The sequence below is a fragment of the Sorangium sp. So ce176 genome (assembly GCF_051519835.1).
Taxonomy (GTDB): Bacteria; Myxococcota_A; Polyangia; order Polyangiales; family Polyangiaceae; genus Sorangium; species Sorangium cellulosum_G.
The window spans coordinates 7,444,764-7,466,839 of record NZ_CP150371.1; the positions used below are offsets into that span (position 1 = coordinate 7,444,764).

At 70.1% G+C, this 22,076-nt stretch carries 15 protein-coding genes and 3 pseudogenes; 7 read left to right on the top strand and 11 right to left on the bottom strand.

The window, feature by feature from the left end:
* Window positions 1–193: 193 nt before the first annotated feature.
* On the top strand, window positions 194–1,864 hold the full coding sequence (locus WMF42_RS27865) for an NTP transferase domain-containing protein (RefSeq protein ID WP_437685884.1): 1,671 nt from the start codon (window positions 194–196) through the stop codon (window positions 1,862–1,864).
* A 181-nt stretch (window positions 1,865–2,045) separates the two neighbouring features.
* On the opposite strand, the pseudogene WMF42_RS27870 reads toward WMF42_RS27865, so the two are convergent.
* Window positions 2,046–2,363: pseudogene (locus WMF42_RS27870) on the bottom strand (transposase); the annotation flags it as partial.
* Window positions 2,364–2,513: 150 nt separating this feature from the next.
* Between WMF42_RS27870 and WMF42_RS27875 the strand changes: the two are divergent.
* Window positions 2,514–2,738: pseudogene (locus tag WMF42_RS27875) on the top strand (aldo/keto reductase); the annotation flags it as partial.
* A gap of 7 nt (window positions 2,739–2,745) precedes the next feature.
* On the opposite strand, the gene WMF42_RS27880 reads toward WMF42_RS27875, so the two are convergent.
* From WMF42_RS27880 to WMF42_RS27895, 4 genes are all read right to left on the bottom strand, one after another.
* Window positions 2,746–4,107 carry a cytochrome P450 gene (locus WMF42_RS27880; protein ID WP_437685886.1) on the bottom strand — a complete coding sequence of 454 codons (1,362 nt, stop codon included), beginning with the start codon at window positions 4,105–4,107 and terminating at the stop codon, window positions 2,746–2,748.
* Between the two features lie 180 nt (window positions 4,108–4,287).
* The gene (locus tag WMF42_RS27885; RefSeq protein ID WP_437685888.1) at window positions 4,288–5,169 is read right to left on the bottom strand and encodes an SDR family oxidoreductase; all 882 of its coding nucleotides are present in this window, start codon (window positions 5,167–5,169) and stop codon (window positions 4,288–4,290) included.
* The gene (locus tag WMF42_RS27890; RefSeq protein WP_061609047.1) at window positions 5,166–5,720 is read right to left on the bottom strand and encodes a TetR/AcrR family transcriptional regulator; all 555 of its coding nucleotides are present in this window, start codon (window positions 5,718–5,720) and stop codon (window positions 5,166–5,168) included. Before WMF42_RS27890 ends, WMF42_RS27885 begins: the two co-directional genes overlap by 4 nt.
* Window positions 5,717–6,463 (bottom strand): hypothetical protein, encoded by a 747-nt coding sequence (locus WMF42_RS27895; RefSeq protein WP_437685890.1) that lies wholly within the window; start codon window positions 6,461–6,463, stop codon window positions 5,717–5,719. Before WMF42_RS27895 ends, WMF42_RS27890 begins: the two co-directional genes overlap by 4 nt.
* 241 nt (window positions 6,464–6,704) lie before the next feature.
* Here WMF42_RS27895 and WMF42_RS27900 point away from each other — a divergent pair.
* The 3 genes and pseudogenes from WMF42_RS27900 to WMF42_RS27910 form a co-directional block, all read left to right on the top strand.
* Window positions 6,705–6,824, top strand: a pseudogene (locus tag WMF42_RS27900) (hypothetical protein); the annotation flags it as partial.
* A gap of 186 nt (window positions 6,825–7,010) precedes the next feature.
* Window positions 7,011–7,307, top strand: a complete 297-nt coding sequence (locus tag WMF42_RS27905; RefSeq protein WP_437694467.1) for a hypothetical protein — start codon at window positions 7,011–7,013, stop codon at window positions 7,305–7,307.
* Window positions 7,308–7,830: 523 nt separating this feature from the next.
* A complete protein-coding gene (locus WMF42_RS27910) occupies window positions 7,831–10,587 on the top strand; it encodes a hypothetical protein (RefSeq protein WP_437685892.1) in 2,757 nt (918 codons plus the stop codon).
* A 620-nt stretch (window positions 10,588–11,207) separates the two neighbouring features.
* On the opposite strand, the gene WMF42_RS27915 is transcribed toward WMF42_RS27910, so the two are convergent.
* Window positions 11,208–12,017: a TetR/AcrR family transcriptional regulator gene (locus tag WMF42_RS27915; RefSeq protein ID WP_437685894.1), complete on the bottom strand. Its 810-nt coding sequence runs from the start codon at window positions 12,015–12,017 to the stop codon at window positions 11,208–11,210.
* Between the two features lie 287 nt (window positions 12,018–12,304).
* Between WMF42_RS27915 and WMF42_RS27920 the strand changes: the two genes are divergently transcribed.
* Window positions 12,305–12,877, top strand: coding sequence for an alpha/beta hydrolase fold domain-containing protein (locus WMF42_RS27920; protein ID WP_061609661.1), 573 nt, complete (start codon window positions 12,305–12,307; stop codon window positions 12,875–12,877).
* Between the two features lie 45 nt (window positions 12,878–12,922).
* Here WMF42_RS27920 and WMF42_RS27925 read toward each other — a convergent pair whose 3' ends face one another.
* From WMF42_RS27925 to WMF42_RS27945, 5 genes are all read right to left on the bottom strand, one after another.
* Window positions 12,923–13,657, bottom strand: a complete 735-nt coding sequence (locus WMF42_RS27925) for a hypothetical protein (protein WP_437685896.1) — start codon at window positions 13,655–13,657, stop codon at window positions 12,923–12,925.
* Window positions 13,658–13,897: 240 nt separating this feature from the next.
* A complete protein-coding gene (locus WMF42_RS27930; protein WP_437685898.1) occupies window positions 13,898–15,835 on the bottom strand; it encodes a PAS domain-containing sensor histidine kinase in 1,938 nt (645 codons plus the stop codon).
* A 13-nt stretch (window positions 15,836–15,848) separates the two neighbouring features.
* Complete coding sequence (locus tag WMF42_RS27935) at window positions 15,849–16,643, bottom strand: alpha/beta fold hydrolase (protein WP_061609663.1); 795 nt, start codon at window positions 16,641–16,643, stop codon at window positions 15,849–15,851.
* Between the two features lie 214 nt (window positions 16,644–16,857).
* Window positions 16,858–18,114 carry a protein kinase domain-containing protein gene (locus WMF42_RS27940; protein ID WP_437685901.1) on the bottom strand — a complete coding sequence of 419 codons (1,257 nt, stop codon included), beginning with the start codon at window positions 18,112–18,114 and terminating at the stop codon, window positions 16,858–16,860.
* Between the two features lie 616 nt (window positions 18,115–18,730).
* Window positions 18,731–19,000 (bottom strand): hypothetical protein, encoded by a 270-nt coding sequence (locus WMF42_RS27945; protein WP_061607572.1) that lies wholly within the window; start codon window positions 18,998–19,000, stop codon window positions 18,731–18,733.
* 542 nt (window positions 19,001–19,542) lie between these two features.
* Here WMF42_RS27945 and WMF42_RS27950 point away from each other — a divergent pair.
* The gene (locus tag WMF42_RS27950; protein WP_437685902.1) at window positions 19,543–21,447 is read left to right on the top strand and encodes a DUF4215 domain-containing protein; all 1,905 of its coding nucleotides are present in this window, start codon (window positions 19,543–19,545) and stop codon (window positions 21,445–21,447) included.
* The last annotated feature ends 629 nt before the right edge of the window (window positions 21,448–22,076 follow it).

Here is a 22,076-nt window from a genome sequence, read left to right on the forward strand (position 1 = left end):
TTTTGCGCTGGCACGCCGTCAAGCGACGGCTTCCCTTCTTATCGTTTCTTCAACATCGGTCAGCGGCCGACATCGTCCTGTTACATCCCGGGGACTCCACGCGCGCCGCGGCGCGGGAGGGCGCGACAGGTGGCGTCCAGCGACGATGAACGTCCTGGCGGGGACGTCACGAAAGGATGATGATGCCGCGCGGATGAACGAGCTCGAGCGGATCGTGCGGGAAGCGACGAAGTTGGTGGCGGACCGGTCCCCGTTTCTGCTCGCGACAGTCGTGCGGGTCTCCGGGTCGTCGTACAGGCGCCCCGGCGCGCGGATGCTTGTCGCCGGCGATCGATGGCTGTCGGGGTGCGTGAGCGGCGGTTGCCTCGAGGGCGACGTGATGCTCCGCGGAGAGCACCGGTGCCGTGACGGCGCCGTGGTGGTCACCTACGACTCGACGACCGAGGACGGGGAGCCGTGGGGCGTGGGGCTCGGCTGCAACGGCGTCGTCGACGTCCTGCTCGAGCGCGTCGAGGCCGGAGCGACCCACGACGCGCTCGCGTTCGCCGGCGCCTGCTTCGCCGAGGAGACAACGGGCACGCTGGTCACGGTGATCCGCTCGACGGCCTCCGCGGTCCCGGTCGGCGCGCGCCTCGCCTTCGGTCCGCCGTGCGCGCTCGCGCGTCCGGTGACCGATCCGGCAGCGCGCGCCGCGATCGAGCGCGCGGCGCGGGGGCCGGCCGGGGTCGTGGAGCTCGACGCGGCCGAGATCACGGTGCTCGTCGAGAAGATCGCGCCGTCGCCGCAGCTCTTCGTGCTCGGGGCTGGTCACGACGCGGTCCCCCTCGTCACGCTCGCGAAGTCGGTGGGGTTCCGGGTCACGGTGGCCGGCCCCGTCGTCCGCCAGGGCTCCCGGTTCGCCGCCGCGGATCGCGTGCTGTCGACCGGCGGCGCGATGGATCGCCTGCGCGCGCTCATCGACGCGGCGGCCGAGCCGTACGTCGTGATCATGCACCACCAGCGCACGCCGGATCGCGACGCGCTCGCGGCCGCCCTCGCGTCGCGCGCCCGCTACATCGGCGTGCTCGGGCCCGCGCGCCGCACGCGCGATCTGCTCGCCGAGCTCGGCCGCGGCTCCGGCGACGATCCGCGGATCCACGCGCCGATCGGGCTCGATCTCGGCGCCGAGACGCCCGAGCAGATCGCGCTCTCGGTCGTGGGCGAGCTCCAGGCCGTCGCGCGCCGGGCGCAGGGCGGGAAGCTCCGCGACCGCGCGCGGCCGCTGCACGCCGGCGTGGCGATGGCCGTGCTCGCCGCGGGCGGCTCGCGCCGCCTCGGGCGCCCCAAGCAGCTCGTCGAGCTCGACGGGGCGCCGCTGGTCCGTCGCGTGGCGACGGCGTGCATCGAGGCGCGCTCCGGGCCTGTCGGCGTCGTGCTCGGCGCCCACGCCGGCGCTGTCGCGCCCGCGCTCGGCGATCTGGGCGTCGCGCTCGTCGCGAACGACGGCTGGGAAGAGGGCATCGCCTCCTCGATCCGCGCCGCGGTCCGGTGGGCCGAGGCCTCCAGGGCCGACGCGCTGCTCATCGCGCTCGCGGATCAGCCGCTGATCACGGTCGAGCACCTCACCGCGCTGCGGAATGCGTGGCTCGCGGGCGCGCCGATCGCCGCGTCGCGGTTCAGCGGCGTCGTGGGCGCGCCGGCGGTGTTCGACCGATCGCGCTGGGACGCGCTGGCGCGCCTCGAAGGAGACCAGGGCGCCGGCCGGCTGCTGCGCGCCGAGAGCGTCGTGGCGATCGACTGGGCGGGCGGGGCGATCGACGTCGACACGGCCGATGACGTGCGCGCGCTCGACAGCCACGCGCTGACGCATCCGCCGAGCTGCTGAGCCGCCGCCGCTCCGGGCGAGCCCCAGCAGGCTGCGGGGATCCCTCGGCTGAGCTCACGAGGGACCCTGCCGGTGTGCCGTGCCACCCTGTGCCGTCCCCTCCGGCACAGGACCGAACGAATCGCCTTGGCTGCAGCCCTTTTCAGCGGGGAAATTGAACAGGGAGCAGCCGTGTTCCTTGTCAAGAGGTGGCTGCGGTGAAAGACCAGGGTCGGCCCGCCTCCACCATCGCGTTGAGGATGGTGAGGAGCTTGCGCATGCAGGCGGTCAAGGCGAGCTTGGCGGGCTTCCCAGCCGCGACCAGTCGCTCGTAGAGCGACTGGAGGACCGGGTTGCAGCGCAGGCCCGAGACGCAAGCCATGTAGAGCGTGAAGCGCACGGGTGTGCGCCCACCGCGGATTGAACGGCGGCGCTCCTTGCCGCCGCTTTCGTCGTTGAACGGAGCAAGGCCGGCGAGCGAGGCGATCGTCTTGCGGTCGAGCGTGCCGAGCTCCGGAAGCTCCTGGCGCGAGCGACAGCGACGAAGGCGTCGAGGTCGCCGAGGTCCACGTTCATTGTTCGGTATCCCGCACAGCCCGTGCGGATTGTGCACCGTTATCGCGCCCCTCGACAGGGCCTACCTTGGCCGGGTCAGCCAAGGAGCCTTGATATGCCCAGGATCAACGCCGCCGGGACCGTGAGGCTCGGCCACCGCCACGTAAAGCGCCTCGGTTACGGCGCGATGCAGCTCGCCGGGCCCGGCGTGTTCGGTCCCCCGAAGGACCGCGCCGGCGCGCTCGCGGTGCTGCGCGAGGCGGTCGCCGCGGGGGTCGACCACATCGACACGAGCGACTTCTACGGCCCGCACGTCACGAACCAACTCATCCGCGAGGCGGCAGGGATCAACGGACGATGACGCGCACCGGAGAGCCGGGCAGACCCTGCAGCCCCACCCGCACTGGCTTCCTGGACACGAGCTCGAAGCTGTGGCGCCGCAGCAGCGTGCCCAGGATCAGCTTCATCTCGTACAGCGCAAACGCAGCCCCGATGCAGCGCCGATTCCCGCCGCCAAACGGCAGGAACTCGAAGGGGGAATAGGTTCGCTCCAGGAATCGCTCGGGACGAAACACCTCCGGCTCCGGAAATACGGCGGGATCGTGGTGAGCCCAGATGATCTGCGCGAACACGCCTGATCCGGCCGGCAAATCGTAGCCCGCGATCCGCATCGGCGCATTCAGCTTGCGCCCCACCCCCGGGCTGGGCGGGCGCAGGCGCAGCGTCTCGTTGCACACCGCTTCCAGGTACGGCGCCTTGGCCAGCGCCTCGGGCTCCGGATCCGCGCCCAGCGCCGTCAGCTCGTCCTGCAGCCGGCGCAACGCGTCGGGCGCGTGTCCGAGAAAATAGAGCGCCCAGGTGAGCGCGCCCGCGGTCGTGCTGTACCCCGCGAAGAGCAGCGTGTGAAGCTGCTCGAAGATCTGCTGGTCGTCGAGCGCCGTCCCGTCTTCCTGGCGGGCTTCCAGGAGGAGGCTCAGGACATCGGTGCGCTCGGCGGGCTCGGCGCGGCGGCGGGCGAGCTCCGGATCGAGGAAGCTGCGCAGGTCCCGGGTCGCGCGCTGCCTGCGCGCCCACGGGCCGACGCCCCCGAACTCCCGGCGCAGCCCGGGAATCAGGAGGGTGATGGTCAGGCCCAGGGTGAAGCTCTTGCGCAGCTCCTCGAGCAGCGCCTCGAGGCGCGCCGCTTCCGCCGGTGCAGTGACTCCGAACACGATGTGGATGATCGTCTGCAGCGAGAGCTTGTGCATGAGGTCCTGCGCCACGAGCTGCTGGCCCGGCTTGAGGTCCCGGGACTGCTGCAGGGCCAGGTCGCACATCTGCTTCCCGTACAGGCGCATGCGTTGCCCGTGAAACGGCGGCATGAGCAGCTTGCGCATCGCCGTGTGCCGCGCGCCCGAGAGCACGAACAGCGACGACTCTCCGAACAACGCGTTGAAGTTCTCGGCCAGCATCTGGTCGAGGGTCTCCGGTGGCACCGCGAAGACGGACCGCAGGCCCTCCACGCTGCCGGTGGCCAGCCCCGGTTTGCCGTTCATCTTCGGGAGCGACATCGGATCGCCGTAGCGCTTCCGCATGCGAAGCGTGAAGCCGAACGGGTCCATCATCCCCTGCAGGTTCACCAGGATGTTGCTTGTGGGGCCTCTGGGCAAAGTGGTCATGGGGCGCCGTCCTTCGATGGTGCTGCGTCCGCTGTTCGATGCAGGTGACATGCTACCACGCCCGCCTGCAGCGCCGCGACCGCGGCGCGCAGTCCGCCCAGTGGGCCGGAGCGCAGCGGAGGACCTGGACGAGAGAGAGCATGGCGCGACTGTCTCACACGACGGCGGACACGCGGCTACGCTGCCCGGAAATTCGGATCCGGCGCCAGCTGGCCGAGACAGTCGTGGTGCTCAATTGCTCTCCTTGGAAAAGTGGGGACGCAGGGCGGCGGCAGCGACGAAGTCGAGTATTCGATCAGGCAGGACGCGCGCCAAGAGGGTGAGCAGTGCCGCGTCGCGGCCGACAGTGTAGCGAGCGCGCGGCCTGCGCGCTGTCACTGCCTTAACGATCACCTTGGCCGCGGCATCAGCGGGCAGGCCCGACCCGGCCCCGGTGAACGCTGCGGTCTGCGCGTTGACGGCTTGCACCAGCCCGCCGTAGCGCTGGCTCAGCTCGGGCGTCATGGCCGACGCGATCTCCTTGGCGGAGGCGATCGCCCGGCCGGGCATTTCCGTGCGCACCGCGCCCGGTTCGACCACAACCACATGGACGCCGAGCGGGGCGACTTCGCGTCGCAAGGAGTCACTGACGGCTTCGAGCGCGAACTTTGTACTTGCGTAAGGACCATAGGTGGCCCCGGCGAGCTTGCCGCCCACGGAGCTGATGTTGACCACGCGACCCTTGCTGCGGATCAGGGCCGGCAGGAGTGTCTGGGTCACGACGATGTGGCCGAAGAGGTTCACCTCGAACAGGCGGCGCCACTCGTCGATCGCGAAGGCCTCGACCGGCGCGTTGACGCCGATGGCGGCGTTGTTCACGAGCGCCCGCACTGCCCGGCGCTGCGGGTCTTCGCGCACCCGAGCAGCGAGCGCCTGGATGTGGTCCGGGTTGGTGATGTCGAGGATCAGCGGCTCGATACCCGGCCCCCGGATCGCGTCGGCGTCCCGGTCGCGCCGGACCCCCGCGAGGACGTGGAACCCTCGCCGAGCCAGTTCGCGTGCCGTGGCCGCGCCGATGCCGGTAGATGCACCGGTGACAATGGCGAACTCCTGGATCTCAGCTGACGCTGTCATGACCTTGCTCCCTTCTTCGACGAGCGAGGAGCGAAGCGCGCCGCGAGGAGCTGCGTCCGCTGCTCGAGCACCTCCATCGAGGGCCGGTCGGCGAGCAACCCGTCGAGCGCGAGCAAGAAGACCTCGGCGCTCGCTTCGTCGCCCAGAATCGCGGCGACGCACCCGTGCACAACCTTCCGGTAGTGCGCCTCACTCTCGGGGTCGATCCGCTCACAGGCCTCGAGGAACTCGCCCCCCATCGGCGTGCCGACCATCTCGGCCCAAGGTTCGAGCACCATCAGACGGCAGACGCCGAGCAAGCGCTCATAGGGGCTGCCAGGCCCCTCCGCCGCCTGCTTCGCAGCAGGGTGCCGGGAGACCAACCAGTCCACGAAGACGGCCTGGTAGATCTCCTCCTTGTCCTTGAAGATCCGGTAGAGCAGCGTCCGCGAGAGGTTGGCGCGCCTGGCGATGTCCTCGAACGCCGTCTTCGCAAAGCCAAAGTTCAGGAAGCACCAGCGCGCGGCCGTCAGGATCCTCGCGCGCCGGACGGCAGCCTCGTCGTCTGTCATCGTCGCCGGCATGAAAACATTATGACAACAAGAGCACCAAATGTCAACATGTATCGTAGAGCGCTTTGCTCTCCTGGAAAACCCGCTCGACGACGAGTCGTCTTCGGCATGACGTGCGCGAAGGTCATCGCGACGTGATCGACGCGCGCTCGCAGGGCGCCGGGCTGAGCGCCTGGCGCTGCGCGGCGTCCAGCGGAGATAGCCTGTTCCGCATGATCCAGCCCGAAGAAGCAGGCACCGCCCCGGCGTCCCCTGCGCGTCGGTCGCTCACCGCCCCGGCCGCGCTGCTCGCCGCGCTCGCGCTGACCCGCTGCGGAGGCGCGCCCCCTTCCCTGCCCGTCATCGACGTCGCGCGCCGCGCCGGCAAGGCGCCTCCTGCCGATGACTTGCGCGGAGGTGCCGCCCTGCCCGCTCGCTAAGTCGACGCGCGCGGCGCGAACGCCATCGGCCCGAAGGTCCCCGGCGGCACGATGGCATTGCTCGGCGGCCGGCGCGTCCTGGTCGCGCACGACGGCGCCGTGCGGCACGAGACCGCGCCCTGCCGCGAGCCGCTGCTCGATCTCGTGCTCGTCCCGAACCACGGCGCGGCCGGGCCGCAGCTCGTGGGGCACGGCGAGCACGGCGTCTACCGCTTCGACGAGCCGCTCGGCGCGCCCGTGGTCCTCGGGTGGACCATCGACGAGATCCTGCGCGTCAGCAGCATGCCGTCCGTGCTCGCCGTGTGGGTGCAGCGCGCCGAGCACCCGGTCTTCCTCGACGTGGCGACGGGAGCGCACAGCGTCGTGGTCGGCGTCCGGGGCAGGGCGCGCCTGGACGATAAGCGACCAGGCGCCCGGGAGCGCAGCGCCAGCGGCGCCTGGTCCGTCCGCCCGGGGCGGTCCGGGACACCCCGGATCCGGCGCCGTCACCGCGCATGCCCGCCAGCGCAGGCGCCGCGGGCCGGGTGCGCTAGGGTCGCGGCGCGCACGCAGGCGTATAGCGTACTTGCTGAAGACACCTCGGCGGGGACGCACTCACCGCGTCATGAGTCCAATGGAGCCCATCGCCCGTCTCGCGGCTTTGATTCCTCCGCCGAAGATCCCGCTTGTGAGATACCATGGCGTGTTCGCGCCTCGCTCGTCGTGGCGCTCTCTCGTGACACCCAAACCTCCGGCCCGCGCCGCGAAGTCTGAGCCGTGCGCGGGGCACGCGCCTCTGCCCGCCGCGCCCGCGCCCGCATCGCCCGCGCCCGCGTCGCCGTGCGCTCCGCCGGCGCTCTCAGTGAGGTCGCTCGCGCATGCCGAGCCCACGGTGCGAGTTGAGCCGACCCTGCTCTCGGTCTTGCACTGGGGGCGGCTGCTCGAAGGGGAGTTGTTCGCTACGTCGCGCTACGTCGAGTGGGCCGTGCTCATGAAGCGTTCGTTCGGCTTCGATGCGCTCCGCTGCCCGAGATGCGAACGGAGGATGCGCGTGCTTTCCACGATCACCGACTCAGCGGTGGTGCGCCGCATCCTCGATCATCTGAACTTGCCCTCGCAGCCCCGAACGGCAGCACCCGCGCGCGATCCAACGTGGGAACCGATGGCGTTCGGGTTCGACGCGGCGTAGGTGGGCACCCGGCCCGAGCCCGTCATGGCGAACGCACGTCGCGGTCGTCGAGCCAGAGCTGCACCCAATGCATGGTGCGCGGGCCCTGCGACGGGGCGAGCGGGTGTTTAATGCGCGATAGACGGCTCGCCCGGCGCCGTTCCCGCGAGGCTTGACACGGGCGAGAGCTCTATGGATGCCTATCCGCCGACAGTCCCGTCGGCAAAGGCGCGCTTGAGCGACAGCCGCGCCAATCCGTCCTGTCGCAGCTCGACGCGCTCCTGCGCGATCGGCGGTCTCAGGACGTAGCGCAAGAGCGCCTCCCTCGCCGCGGCGTGGTGCGCACCGGCGCGTGTCGCGGCGTGCAAGGTGAAGCCATCCAGCGATGGCGCACAGCGGCTTTTCGTAGGCGAGCGCGCTCGGTGACGAGGGGCCGCTGCCGATTGATATTCCTGTGTGGCTGAGCTAGATTCGGAGCACGTGCAGGTCCGGACGGGCCGGGAGCCCCGCGCGCCTGAGAAGACCGTCGCTTCAGGAGACAGCCATGCCAAAGCCGAAGCGCTCCACAGCGCCACTATTTCGCTTATTCATCGTTCTATGGGCGTGCTTGTTGCTGTTCGCGTGGCCGAAATCGGCGCTCGCCGCGACGAACATCGCGGGCGGCCGCATCATCGACCAGACCTGGACCTTGGCCGGGAGCCCGTACATGGTGCAGGGCGATATCCTGGTGCCTGCGGGGGCGAAGCTGACGATCGAAGCGGGCGTGACGGTCCTATTCGCCACGTCGGATGGGCTCGGCGCGGGGGCCGACACAGCGAGAGTCGAGGCGACGGTCCGCGGGATGCTCGAGGTGAATGGCACGGCGGCAAATCCCGTGAGCTTTCAGTCGATGGGCGTGGCCGGGCAGTGGTATGGACTCGTGCTGGACACGCCGACGTCGATCATAACGACGACGAACCTGGTGCTGCAGCACGCCAAAATCGCCATTACCGTAAGCGCCGGCGCACCTGTGCTCACCGACTTTACGGCACACACGAACGAGGGCGGCGTGTATTTCCTGGGCGCCGGAGGAGGTGCGCTCGCGAACGCGGTCATTCGGAACAACACCCAGCACGCCGTCGTCGTGAACTCGAACGCCGGGGCGGCAGTGAGCGTGTCGTTGGCGAACATGACCATTAACCAGAACAATCAAGGCGGCGTCTGGGTGGGCACAACGACGGGCTCGTCGGCGACGGTAAGCGTGGCAAATTCGATCATAACCAACAACAGCTGCGGAGTCTGTGGCCTTTACGAACCGGCGAACGTATCCGTATCGGTAACACACTCGAATGTGTGGAACAATTCCACGAACCTCCCCAGCGATTTAGCCATGGGAATCGGGGTGCTCTCTAGCAATCCGCTTTACGTGGCAGCGCCGAACAACCTTCGACTGACATCGAATTCACCATGTCGTTTTGCGTCGGATACCGGTGGGGACATCGGGACATTGCCATATACAGGAGACGCCACGAACGGCCTCCTGGGCACCTTGTGGACGGACACGACGCTGAGCCTCTCAGGCTCCCCGTACAGGGCGCTGGGTGATCTGACGGTCCCGCCAGGCGTCACGTTGACGATCGATCCTGGGGTGACGTTGGAGTTCTCGGCGACTGATCAAATGAAGTCTGGAAGCGACGCATCGAGGAGCGAGCTTCGGATGAGCGGGACGCTGAGATCGAACGGGACAGCAGCGCAGCCGGTGACCATGAGGTCGTCGTCTTCGCGTTGGTGGGGACCGCAGTTTTTTGCGACATCGTCGAACAATTCGGTCAAAAACACGGTGATCATGACGGCCATGTACGGTGTATACGTGGCGCAAGGGTCGCAGTCGCTGGACGGGCTGACGCTGCACCACAATGAACACGGCGCATATTTTGTCGGCGCCGGCAGCGGCTCGATCACGAATTCCGTCATTCGAAACAACGACATTGACGGCGTGCAACTGATCGCGGGCAGAGGGGAGCGAGTCAGCCTATCATTGACAAATGTAACCATCTACGGGAACGGCCAAGATGGCGTGGAAGTATCCGGGGATTCTGGCTCGGCGTCGTTGACAGTGACGAACTCGATCATCTCGCACCAGCGCGCAAGCCGTGGGATCAGGCGCTCGAGCGGCTCCGGGACGACGACGGTGACGTATTCAAACGTGTGGAACAACTCCGTCAATTACCAAAACGTAGTGCCAGGAGAGGGGACGATCTCGGTCAATCCGCTCTACGTGGGAGCGCCGGAGAACCTGAGGCTCCAGGACCTCAGCCTGTGCATCGACGCGGGCACCATGACCGGAGCCCCGGATCGCGACATCGAGGGGACACCGCGTCCGCTCGACGGAGATGGGCTCGGTGGGCCGGCGTTCGATATGGGCGCGTACGAAGTTGCGCTCGGCGTATGCGGCGACGGGATCCTCGGCGCCGGCGAGGCGTGCGACGACGGCGCGGCGAACGGGCAGTACGGCAAGTGCAATGCCGACTGCTCGGGTCGAGGGTCGTACTGCGGGGACAGCGAAGTGAATGGTCCGGAGCAGTGCGACGACGGGAATACGGCTGATGGTGACGGTTGCAGCAACGCGTGCACAATCGAAGCGCAAGGAAGCGGCAGCGCCAGCGGTGGCACAGGCGGCAGCGGCGACGCAGGCGGCAGCGCAATCGGCAGCGGCGGCGCAATCGGCAGCGGCGGCGCAGGCGGCAGCGGCGACGCAGGCGGCAGCGCAATCGGCAGCGGCGGCGGCGGCGGCACCGCAGCCGCAGGCGGCGACTCCAGCGGAAGCTCAGGCGGCAGCGGCGGCGTCGGCGGCACCGCAGCCGCAGGCGGCGACTCCAGCGGAAGCTCAGGCGGCAGCGGCGGCGGCGGCGGCGGCGCAATCGGCAGCGGCGGCGGCGTAGGCGGCGGCGTAGGCGGCGGCGCAGGCAGCGGCGGCGGCGTAGGCGGCGGCGCAGGCAGCGGCGGCGGCGTAGGCGGCGGCGCAGGCAGCGGCGGCGGCGTAGGCGGCGGCGCAGGCAGCGGCGGCGGCGTAGGCGGCGGCGCAGGCAGCGGCGGCGGCGCAGGCAGCGGCGGCGGCGTAGGCGGCGGCGCAGGCAGCGGCGGCGGCGTAGGCGACGGCGCAAGCAGTGGTGCGGGCGGAGCCGTGGGAGGCGAGCCCATCGCGGACGGCGGCTGCGGCTGCGTGACGGCCGGCGGTTCGACGAACTCGCAAGCGGGTCCGCTGGTCCTCCTGCTCGGAGCCCTCGGCTTGACGCTCACGCGCAGGCGCCGGGCCGCGTGACCCCTGCCGCGCGATGGCACCGCCTTCGCGAACGTGGCCCGCTTGTGGGCGACGTCGCCGCGACGAAGCTCATCCAGCAGGCGCAGCGCATGGGCGGGGGCCTGTTCATCGGCGTTGCCATCTGATCGTCGGCAGCAAGGCCGGGAGCAGCACCCTTGATATCCGCTCGGACGACGGCGATGTCGCCTTCGCCGGCACCATCGTGGATCCCTGAGCCTCGCGCAGATCCTGCGCTGGCACCCTCACCAGGCAACCGGGCGCTGCCATGAGCCGCGGGTGCTCCACGCGCCCTGGAGACACAAGACCGACGGCTCGAGCAGACCGCGCGGCAGCTCGCGGCGCCGCGGTCGCGGCGCACGCGCTTCCGCCGGATCGAGGCGCTCAGCGACAGCCGTCCTGGCGCGACGCGCGAACGTCAAGCATCGACGAGCGCGAACGCCACGACTAAGCGACAAACGGGTTGAAACTGCCTGAAAAGCGCAGAATTTCGAACAGCCAAGACACCATAAGACGCCATAAGACGCCATAAATATTTACTTATTCCATGGTGTCTTTTGGCGTCTTGGCATCTTATGGCGTCTTGGCGGTTCATTTCTCGCTTGATCAACGAGATCGTTGTTCTAGGCTCGCCGCCCGCAAGGAGCGGCTGATGAAACCAACATACTGCCTCTTGCTCGCGCCGGCGCTCTCCACGCTGGGCGCGGGCCGTGGGGGGAGCGAACTGTCGGAGATGCGGAGCCGCATGCATCGCTTCCTCGACGAGGCGGCGCGCACGGAGCGCGGCGGATAAGGGGTTCGCCGCGCTCCGTGCGCGCCTCGAAGGGGACCGCCTTCTCGCCACGGCTCGCGATTCGGAGTCGACGTATCGAAGGCCGCCAGGATGCCGCGCGCCGGATCACGTGCCCGTGAGGTAGCCGGCCACGAGACGCGTCGCGGTGCACGTCGAGATAGCCGCGCACGAGCGCGTAGGACTCATGATGCAGCGCTTCGACGTTCGCGAGCCTTCCGACACGCGGGAGCTGCTCGAACAGCACCCGATGCAGTCGCGGATCGACCCGGTGTGCGTCGACCATGACCGCCACCAGCCTGCGTACCGACGCCTCGACCGGCTGGTCAATCACGTCGGCCAGCGCCAGGCGCACCATATCCATCATCTCCTCCATGTGGCGGTCGATGACGGCGGCCACCAACGCCTCCTTGCCGGGGAAGTACTGGTAGAGCGAGCCGATGCCGACGCCCGCCGCGAGCGCGATCTTGTTCGTGCTGGCCGTGTCGTACCCCTCCTTCGCCAGAATGCGAGCGGTCGCCGTGAGCAGCGCGTCGACGGTCAGCTGCGCCCGTTGCTGGGTGGCGAGTTTCCTCGGCGCGGTCTCCTGGTCATGTGCGGCGCCTCTGGAATGCGAGCGGACCGAATATGAGCCATCGCTCACAATGAGTCCACCACCGCGTTCCCGAGGTGCATCGACATGAACATCACGCACGCCGGCCACGCGCGGGACTTCATCCCCCGCCGTGCCGTTCCTGTGGACCTATGACCTCATCGTCGCCGCGCTGACGCGGGAGGCTCGCTGGCGGGGCGCGCTGCTGCGGCAGCTGCGCCCGCAGGCGGACGACGTCATCGCCGACCTCGGCTGCGGCACGGCGTCCTTCCTCGCGCTGCTCGGTCGACACGGCACGCCGGCCCGCGCCTCACCGCCCGACAGGGCTCGGCAAGGACGTGAGCACATCGCTCGAGACCGCCGAGGGCTGGCCCGTCTATCACACGGCGCCCGCGGCGTATCCTCAGGCGCGGCAGCACGTCGTCTATCTTCACGGCGGCGGCTACATCAACGAGATCAAGCGCCGGCACTGGGGGCTTATCGGTGAGCTGACGACGAAGGCACCCGCGCGGTGCGTGGTGCCGATCTATCCAGTCGCGCCGCTGTCCGCCGCGGATGCGACGGTGCCGGCCCTTGCCAGGCTGTTGCGGTCGCTGCTCGAGGCCGTGGGGCCCGAGGACGTCACGGCGATCGGCGACTCCGCCGGCGCGGGGATGGCGCTCGCCGCCGCGCAGGTGCTGCGCGACGGCGGCGGACCGCGGCCCCGGGCCATGATCCTCATCTCGCCGTGGCTGGACGCGTCGGTGAGCGGCGCGGAGCAGGCCGCCATCGCCGCCCGCCATGCCCTCTACCAGCGGGCTCGCCGCAAGACGCCCTTGCGCTGGACTGGCCAGACGCGCAACTGGAAGCCGATCGGCCCCGTGCCCCTCGACCCCCACGCTCATGAGGCTCAAGCACTCATGACGACGTGACCAGATCAACGGCCAGCTATCTTGACATCCCCCGCCTCGATGAGGTCACGCCGGGTATGCGGGGAGCACGAGGTCGCTGGCGGCGCTCGTGACCATCTTCTCGAACCAGCGGGAGAGCGGACGCGAGGTGAGCGCCCGGTACATCGTGTTGCGCAGCGCGAGCTGCACGCGGGTCGGTGGTGCGAAGAACGAGCCGACGTGTTTCGCCCCCTGCTGGCAGCGCCGGGCATATCGACGGACCCGCGCTTCGTAGCGCTGGAACGCGGCGCGATGGTCTCCCTTCGCGACGGCGAGCTCACCCGCGAGCACGTACGCGCAGACCACGGCGAGGCCGGTCCCCTGTCCGCCGATGGTGCCGCCATAGCCGGCATCGCCCAGGAGCACGACGCGACCGCGCGAAGAGCGATCCATGCCGATCCGCCCCACGGCGTCGAGATACAGGCTCGGACTCTGCCTCATCGCCTCGAGCAGACGCGGCACCTCCCACCCCATCCCCGCAAAACGCTCGGTGAGGATCGCCTTGTGCTGCACCACGTCGCGCGGATCGTGGTCGAGCGGCCTGGAGGCGAACATCAGGAGCGCCGTTACCTCCTCGGGGCGGCGGGCGCTCGCGATGCTGGCCGCCCGCCCCGGCTCGCTGAAGATGAGGCCCTGGTGATCGAGGCCGAGGTGGTTCGGCGCGGCGAACGTCGCCACGTAATAGCCGTGGAAGCGCAAGAACCTCGACTCGTCGCCGAACGCGAGCGCGCGCACGCGGGAGTGCAGCCCATCGGCGCCCACGACCAGGTCGAAGCATCGCGGCCGGCCACGCCGAGCTCGCGTGGCGCTTCGTGACCTGGGCGCTCCAGACCGGCGGAGACGCGGTGCGCCGGGCCGTCTCGGCGGCCTTCGAGGCGGGCCTCGCCGCGCCTCCGCCGGCCGCCGCGGCGGCCTTCGCCCCCGCCGAGGCCCTCGCCGCGCACGGGCGTCCCGCCGGCGCCGTCATGGCGGACGCCTGGCGCCGCGCGATCGCGGACGTCATCACCCCTGCGATGCGCGCGCTGCTGCCTGGGCGCGCGGGAGCACCACGGTGAACGTGGTCCCCTCGCGCTCGGTCGATCGGACGCTCACCCGGCCGTCGTGCGCGCTCGCGATCTCGCGCACGATGTAGAGGCCGAGCCCGACGCTGCGCGAGCCCGGACCCACCTGCGCGGCGCCCCGCTGCATGGGCTCGAAGATGCGCGCCTGGAGCTCCTTCGGGATGGGCCGCCCCGTGTTGTGCACCCGGATCTCGAGCGCGTCCTTGGCCACGGCCGTTGTCACCGTGACAGGCTCGTCCGGGGTGCCGTACGTCAGCGCGTTGTTCACCAGGTTGGTGAGGATCTGCGCGATGCGATCCGGATCGGCGGACCCCAGGCCTTCCCCCGCGCGCCGGTGCTCGAGCCGACGGCCCGGCCAGGCGAGCCTCAGCTCGTCGAGGAAGCCGGCCGCGAACAGGTGCAGATCGATCTCGCGGCGCTGCACGCGCAGGCCGCCGCCGAGCCTCGCCTGGGTGAAGTCGAGGAGGTCCCCGATGAGCCTGTTGGCGCGGTCGGCGGCGGCCGTGATCCGGCCGGCGATCACGCCCTGGAGCTCCGCGTCCGCGTCCTCGAGCATCTGTGTCCCCAGCAGGACCGCGTTCAGCGGATTGCGAAGATCGTGGCTGACGATCCCGATGAGCTGCTCTGCCAGGATCGCGCGCTGCTGCGCCTCGCGCTGCTGCTGGCGCAGGACGGTCACGTCGCGCGTGAGCCCGAGGACGGTGGCGATCTCTCCGCGGCTGTTGCGCTCGGGGACGACATGGGCCTGGAACTCGCGCCGACGGCCGTCCTGCGCCTCGTAGGTGAACGCGAGCGTGCCGTCGCGGCCCGCGAACGCCTCGTCGATCGCCGCGCGCCAGGCGGCCGCGTCCGCGTCCCCCATCCCGCGCCGGCCGACCGGCTTTCCGAGGAAGTCCTCGACAGGCCTCCCGGTGAGCGCCTCGGCGGCGGGGCTCAGGTACACGTAGCGGTGCGCCCTGTCGAAGCGCGCGATCACGTCGGGCGAGTTCTCGGCGAGCGTCCGGAACTCGTCCTCGCGCTGCCGGACCGCCTCCTCGCTCCTCCGGCGGTCCGTCACGTCCTCGATCATGCCGGTGAAGTGGACAGGCTTGCCGCCGTCGTCGAAGAACGCGCGCCCGGTGGAGCGGACGATCCGCTCGACGCCGTCGTGGCCGAGGAGCCGGTACTCGACCGAGTACGTCGCGCGGCGCTCCGGATCGATCGCCGCGGCGAACGCGGCCGCCTCGGCGGCGCGGTCGTCCGGGTGGATGCGCTCGGCGTACGCCTCGGGGGCCAGTTCGTCGGCGGCAGGGAGCCCGAGCAGCGAGGCCACGTCGCGCTCGTAGTGACGGGCGCCTGTCGCCATGTCGACGCTCCAGACGCGCAGGTGCGCCGAGTCGAGCGCGAGCCGCAGCCGGGCCTCCGCGCGCGCCCGCGCCTCCTGCGCCTGCCGCTCGCTCGCGAGGAGTTCCTCCGCGCGCTTCCTCGCGAGCAGCAGCTCCCGCTCGTACTTGCGGCGGTCTGTCGCGATGAACACGGCGACGTCGACAGGCGGCCGGGCGGACGAGGCGGCCCCGGCCGGACCCGCGCGGCGGGCGGCGTTCACGAGGACGGGGAGCACGCGGCCGTCGCGGTGCACGATCTCGAGCTGCACCTCGGCGACCGAGCCCTGCATCTGCAGGAGCGGCATCCAGTGGGTGTAGTGGAACAGCTTGCTGCCGATCGTGAGCAGATCCTGGAATCGCTTGCCGACGAGCTCGGGCGCGGCGAACCCCGTCCAGGCGCACATCGTACGATTGACCCGCTGGATCGTCCCGTCGGCGGCGGTCGTGAGGAGGCCGCACGCGGCCAGCTCGTAGAGGTCGAGCGCGTCGCCTGAGCCTTCCCCGGCGGAGCTCATCGACAGGCCCGGCTCACGCCTCGAGGAACTCTCGCATCGCCTGCACGAGCGGCCCGGGCGCGCTGAGATGAGGACAGTGACCGATGTTGTCGATGAAGCGAAGCGCGCTGTTCGGCAGCGCCTTGTGCAGGTATTCGCCCACCGAGGGCGGAGCGATCACGTCGTCGGAGCACTGAAGGATGAGCGATCGCGCGGTGAGCCTGGGGAGATCGGCCCGGTTGTCCGAGAGGAAGGTCACGCGCGCGAAGTGCTTGGCGATCTCCGGGTCGGTCCTGCAGAAGCTGTTGGTCAGCTCCTCGCCGAGCTCGGGCCGGTCCGGCGCGCCCATGATGGTCGGGGCCATCGCGCTGGCCCATCCAAGGTAGTTGCTGTCGAGCGCGTCGAGGAGCGAGTCGATGTCGTCGCGCGAGAACCCGCCGAAGTAGTCGCCGTCGTTGATGTAGCAGGGAGACGGCCCGACCATGATGTGCTCGCGGAAGCGCTCCGGCGCCGCGATCCCTGCGAGCAGCCCGATCATCGCGCTGACCGAGTGTCCGACGAACACCGCCGGCCCGGTCGCGATCTCGCCCAGGATCTCGATCACGTCGCGGGCGTGCCCCTCGAGCGTGTCGTACTTCCTGCGGTCGTACGCGGACAGATCCGAGCCGCCGCAACCGGCGAGGTCATACAGGATGATGCGGTGGCTGTCCTCGAACGCGCCGGTGAGCAGGCGCCACATGTTCTGATCACACCCGTAGCCGTGCGCGAAGATCATGTCGACGTCGCCCCGGCCGACGACCTTCACATTGTGACGCTTGCGGACGCTCACCTGCGACGCTCCTTGTCTGCGAGGGACTGACATAACAGAGGGATCCACGGCCCGCCACCCGGCCGGGCGGCCGCGGCGGTCGCTGCGGCCTGGCGAGCCTGTCGAACACGGTCGATCTCGCCGTGAGGAAAAGACTCGTGCACTGGCCGGGGGCGCGCACGACGTCAGGCGACGCTGGACACGACCTCGAGGGAGGTAGTCGGCTACGGGCCGCTCAGTGGCGCGTCCTGAGCAGCTCGCGCTCGGCGGACACGCCTCGGGCGCCCGTCGCGCGGTTGTCGCGGGGGACGCGCGCGCTCCGCGGCGCCGGGCGGGGGTCGACCGGGCGCGCGGCCTGCGCGGAGACGGGCCGCGGCGCGGCCGCGGGGTCGGAGGCCTCCTCGGGCGCTGGGACGGCGGCCCCCAGCGCCGCGGCGTCCTCCGATCTCGCTGCCGGGCGTGGGCTCGCCTGGGCGGCGATGCGCGCCTGCGCGGCGCGAACGACGGAGGCGGCGCGCGCGTCGACGCTCGACGCCCGCAGCGCGGCGGGTACCTGGGCCTGCGCCCACAGCGCGCCGGTGGACAGCACGACGCCGAGCGCCACGACGAGGCCGGCCGCGAGGCCCAGCTTGCCCCGGCGCGCGGGCTCGGCCCGCGCCGGCGCATTCGACGGGCCGACAGCGGCCTTGTAGGCGGCGACCATGGCCTCGATCGAGGGGAACCGCTCCGTCGGATCGAGGGTGAAGGCGCGCGCGAACCAGGCCGAGAGCGCTGGCGGCGCCTCCGGGTACGGCGCCGGCCGCGGCGATTGCGCCTGGGCCAGGATCGAGGCGAGCACGTCGCTCATTGTGTGGCCCGGGAAGGGAAGCCGGCCCGTGAGCGCCTCGTACGAGACGACCGCGAGCGCCCACATGTCCGAGTGCGGGCTGGTGTCCCCGTCGCACGTGTGCTCCGGGCTCAGGTACGCCGGCGTCCCCAGCACCACGCCGTCGGCGGTCCGACGGGGGAAGTCGGCGGGCAGATCCTTTCGGATCCACTTGGCGATGCCGAAGTCCGCGACCCTGGCGCGCACCTCACCGTCGCGCCCCTCCTCCAGCAGCACGTTCGTCGGCTTGACGTCGCGGTGCACGATGCCGAGGCCGTGCGCGACAGAGAGCGCCTCTCCGATCTGGCCGAGGAGCGGGGCGAGCTCCGCCGGGGACATCGTCCCGCGCTCCTGCATGAGCTGTTTCAGGGATCGACCGCGAACGTAGCCCATGACGAGGTACGGCCCCGCGGCAGGATCGTTGCCGACGTCCCGCACGGCGACGACGTTGTCCGTCTTCTGCGCGAGCTGCGCCGCGACCTGGGCCTCGAACCGGAAGCGCTCCAGCGCGGTGCCCGCCTGGCTCTCGCGCTGGACCGCGAGGAGCTTGAGCGCGACGTCGACCCGCAGCGCCCCGTCGTGCGCGAGCCACACCTCGCCCATCGCGCCGCGTCCGACGAGCCGCAAGAGCCTGTACCGCCCCGCGACGAGCTGGTTGCGCCGCGGGTCCTGCGCCAGGTCGCCCCGCCCGCCGACAGAAGAAGCGGGGCCGGCGTCGCCGGAGCGGTCAGAGCGCGGCGCGACGGAACGCGCGCTGTCCGCCCTCTGGAGACTGGCGTCCGATCGTCCACCCGAAGCCGATGCTTGCCACACGAGCGGTACCCTCCGTGCCGTCGTCGTGTCCAGGCTCCTTGACGCGCTGATGCGACAACGCTCCTGGACCCCGAGACCGGGGCATGTCGGTCATGGTAGCACCGGGCGGGCGAAGCTGGAATCAGGAACGATGGAAGTGCCTCGCTCGGGAGTCTCCGGATCCACCATGAGGTGCGCAAGGGTGGTGAATCCGCGCATTGGCGGCGCGCTCGCCCAGGTCAGAACGTGATCGCGATACCGTCCGCCGGCCTGGTCGCCGGCCGTGGTGGACGATCTCGATGTTGTCGCCCCCGGGATCGAACAGGACGCAGCGTCGTGGCCAGGTCGGTACGGGCGCTGGCCGGGAGCGCCGTGGTCCTCGCCGCGGCACGGCACGCGGACCGCGCGCGACCGGCGTCGAGCCGAGATCGCGCGCGAGGCCCGCGGCGCTTCAGGTGTGCCCGACGCCCAGCAGCTCGACCTGATTGAACCCCGTCACCGTGAAGAACAGGCGCTGGTAGCTCCCCAGGTAGAGGTGCCACTCGTCCGACACGCCCTTCAGCTTCGTGCAGTCGATGTGCAGCTCCCTGGCGGCGTCGAACGGACCTTTGCTCGGCACGAGGGCGAGCCATTCGTTGAGCTTTCGCTCCTCGGAGCCCATGAGCCCCGACTTCGAGAGCGTCTTCTCGTACTTTTTATCCGAGATAATCGTCCAGGTCACGTCGGCCTCCTGTTCCCCCGGCCTAGTCGTCGTGGGGCCGGAATTATCGTGGCCTCGTCAAAATCTGTCAAGCCGCCTCGCACATGAATTGCCGCTCGGGCGACCGGAGTAACGACGCGGCCACGTCGTGCTGCGGAGCCTCTGGCCGAAGCGCTTCCGGATCATGCGCGCCAGGAGGCGATATCCGATGAAGAAGCCCACGCTCATCCCTGGTCCATCAAGAGAAGGAATCCCAGCGGGAAGAGGGCACAGCGGAGAGAACAAAGCAACGCTGTGTCCTTTGTGCCTCTGGGATTCGAATTCTTCGCCATCACGAGATCGGCGACGAGCTTCCACGACGCGGTGCGCGCTGCGGAGCTTCCGCCGTCGCGAAAAGGCGACGCTGTGCCGGGATTTATCCGCGCGGCGAGGTGGTCGACTTCAATCCACGGCCGAGCGGGCGGCGACGCGCGCACGAGGCGCTCGAGCGCAGGGCACCCATGTGAGAGACTGTCGCCACGTCACGCCCCCGAGAGGTCCCGGGCGACCGGAAGGAGGAGGTCATGCGTCCTTGTGTATCGCGGCCTGGTTCGAGGATCGTCATCGCGAGCTGGATCGCCCTGGTGGCGAGCTGCTCTGCGTCCAACGAGGGCACGCCCGGCGACGGGCGGCCGGGCGTCGGGGGTGGTCCCAGCAGCGCCGGGAGCGCCGGCAGCGGCGCCACGGGGATCGGGGACGACATCGGCGTGGGCGACGACGGCGCCACGTTCCGTTGCGGTGACGGAGTCCTGACGTCGGACGAAGCGTGCGACGACGGCAACGTCGCGGGCGGGGACGGCTGTCCGGGGGATTGCCTCTCGGTCGAGCTGGGCTGGTCCTGCGCCGTGCCGGGAGCTGCCTGCGTGCGCATCGCCCGCTGCGGGGACGGCGTCGTTGTGTTTCCGGAGCTCTGCGACGACGCCAATACCGACCCGGGCGACGGCTGCTCGCCGACATGCAAGGTGGAGGTCGGCCACCAATGCGATGGCAGCCCGAGCGCGTGCACGCCGACGTCCTGCGGCGACGGCGCGCGGGAGGGCGCAGAGAGCTGCGAGGACGGCAACACGCTGCCCTTCGACGGCTGCTCGACGAGCTGCCAGGCGGAGCCCGATTGCTCCGCGGGCTCCTGCGCTTCGCGCTGCGGGGACGGCCTCGTGCTCGCGGAGGAGTGCGACGACGGCAACAACATCGACGGCGACGGCTGCTCGGCGGCGTGCACGGAAGAGCCGGGTTATGACTGCGCCGTGCCGCAGCCCTCGGGATCGATGGCTGTGCCGGCGGTGTACCGCGATTTCCGCGCGGCCCACCCCGACTTCCAGCCGAATGGCCCCGGGCGCAGCGCGCCTGTGTTCGGCATGGTCGCCCCACGGCTCGACGCCGGGAAGAAGCCGACGTACATGGCGGTCGCGAACAGCCTGGTCACCAGCGCGCAGAGCTTCGCCGACTGGTACCGCGACGTGCCCGGCACCAACAGCACCACGGTCACCACCCTGACGCTGTGGGACACAGGCGACGGCCGCTTCGTGAACCGCTGGGGCGCGGACGGCGAGCAGTGGTCGCTGCTGTCGCCGGAGAGCGCGCATTATTGCGGCAACGTGGGCAACGAGGAGGACGGCGAGCCGTGCACCTCGACGACCGAGAACACCGCTTCGTGCGGCGACATCCACAGCCCCGAGTTCCGCGGCTGCGAGGCTCGCGGCGGGGTCTACTGGGCGAGGTACCTGGAGGCCGCCTACGACGGGAACCCGCTGTTCTTCCCTGTCGACGGCGACTCGTTCACGCCGGCGGCCGAGCGCGTCCCTGCCGACATCTTCCCGAGCTACGGGGATGGGAGCTGGTTGAAGGAGGAGGGCACTCCGGATCACAACTTCCACTTCACGAGCGAGATCCGCTACTGGTTCCAGTACACGGCGGGCGAGGAGTACGTCCTCGACTTCACGGGCGACGACGACGTGTGGGTGTTCATCAACGATCGCCTCGCTGTCGACGTCGGCGGCATCCACAGCGCCGTGACCGGTCACCTCGTCATCAATGCTGCGGGGGCAGGCAGGGTGACCTACGCCGCGGAAGGGGACGAGGTCATCCCGGCGCGGAACGTCGACCTCGGCCTCGTGGACGGCAGCGTCTACCAGATCGCCGTGTTCCACGCCGAGCGCCAGACCGCGGCCTCGACGTTCAAGCTCACGCTGCAGGGGTTCGCGACCGCGCGCAGCGAGTGCGCGCCGATCTGCGGCGACGGCATCGTCGGTCTGGGCGAGCAGTGCGACGACGGCGTGAACGACGGCGGCTACGGCGAGTGCGGAGCGGACTGCCGGCTCGGCGAGTTCTGCGGCGACGGCGTCGTCCAGGCCGTGGAGGAGTGCGACGACGGCAACAACCTCGACGGGGACGACTGCGGCAGCGGCTGCCGCAACCTGATCCCGCGCTGAGCCGGGCCGGCCAATGCTGGCCGCGAAGCGACCGTTGCTCGATCTGCGCCAAGGGATAGCTCCCCGTGGTTCGCGCCCGGCACGCTGCGCGCGTCGCGGGCTTCTTCGGCGGGTCTCAGGCGCTCATGCCCTTGGCCCCGGATCACCCGGTCGAGTACGAGCGCTCCCCGACGCGAGCGGCCGCTGTCGCCTCGGGCACAGACTACATCGATAACTTCTACAACCTGAAGCGACGGCATTCACGGCTCGCCTACATGAGCCCGATCGAGCTCGAATCGAAGACCTGCGTGGCCGCGCGCGCGGGGGCGTCTCGCGCGACCGCGGCGCTGGTCCGCCTGGATGACAGGAGCTCGCACACGAGATTCCGCTGCTCGTACGCGAGTGTGGCGTTGACGAAGAGTGCCTGTGAACCATTCAGTACTGGGGGACTCAGAACCGGAGGCTCAACCATGACGAATACAAGTATCACGAATGGAGCACCGAAGGATCTGGACATAGCGATGAAGGAGATCCGCAACGCCGTCGACGATTTGTCGGGCAGGTCGGATAGCGCGGAAACAATGGAGCTGACGAGCGCCCACTGCGGCTGCGGCCACTGCGGCTGCGGCCACTGCGGCTGCGGCCACTGC

What these genes read in the sequence shown, in the direction of transcription:
- WMF42_RS27865 (WP_437685884.1), top strand. Translation starts at nt 194, where the DNA reads ATGAACGAGCTCGAGCGGATCGTGCGGGAAGCGACGAAGTTGGTGGCG.
- WMF42_RS27880 (WP_437685886.1), bottom strand. Translation starts at nt 4,107, where the DNA reads ATGTCACCTGCATCGAACAGCGGACGCAGCACCATCGAAGGACGGCGC.
- WMF42_RS27885 (WP_437685888.1), bottom strand. Translation starts at nt 5,169, where the DNA reads ATGACAGCGTCAGCTGAGATCCAGGAGTTCGCCATTGTCACCGGTGCA.
- WMF42_RS27890 (WP_061609047.1), bottom strand. Translation starts at nt 5,720, where the DNA reads ATGACAGACGACGAGGCTGCCGTCCGGCGCGCGAGGATCCTGACGGCC.
- WMF42_RS27910 (WP_437685892.1), top strand. Translation starts at nt 7,831, where the DNA reads ATGCCAAAGCCGAAGCGCTCCACAGCGCCACTATTTCGCTTATTCATC.
- WMF42_RS27930 (WP_437685898.1), bottom strand. Translation starts at nt 15,835, where the DNA reads ATGAGCTCCGCCGGGGAAGGCTCAGGCGACGCGCTCGACCTCTACGAG.
- WMF42_RS27950 (WP_437685902.1), top strand. Translation starts at nt 19,543, where the DNA reads ATGCGTCCTTGTGTATCGCGGCCTGGTTCGAGGATCGTCATCGCGAGC.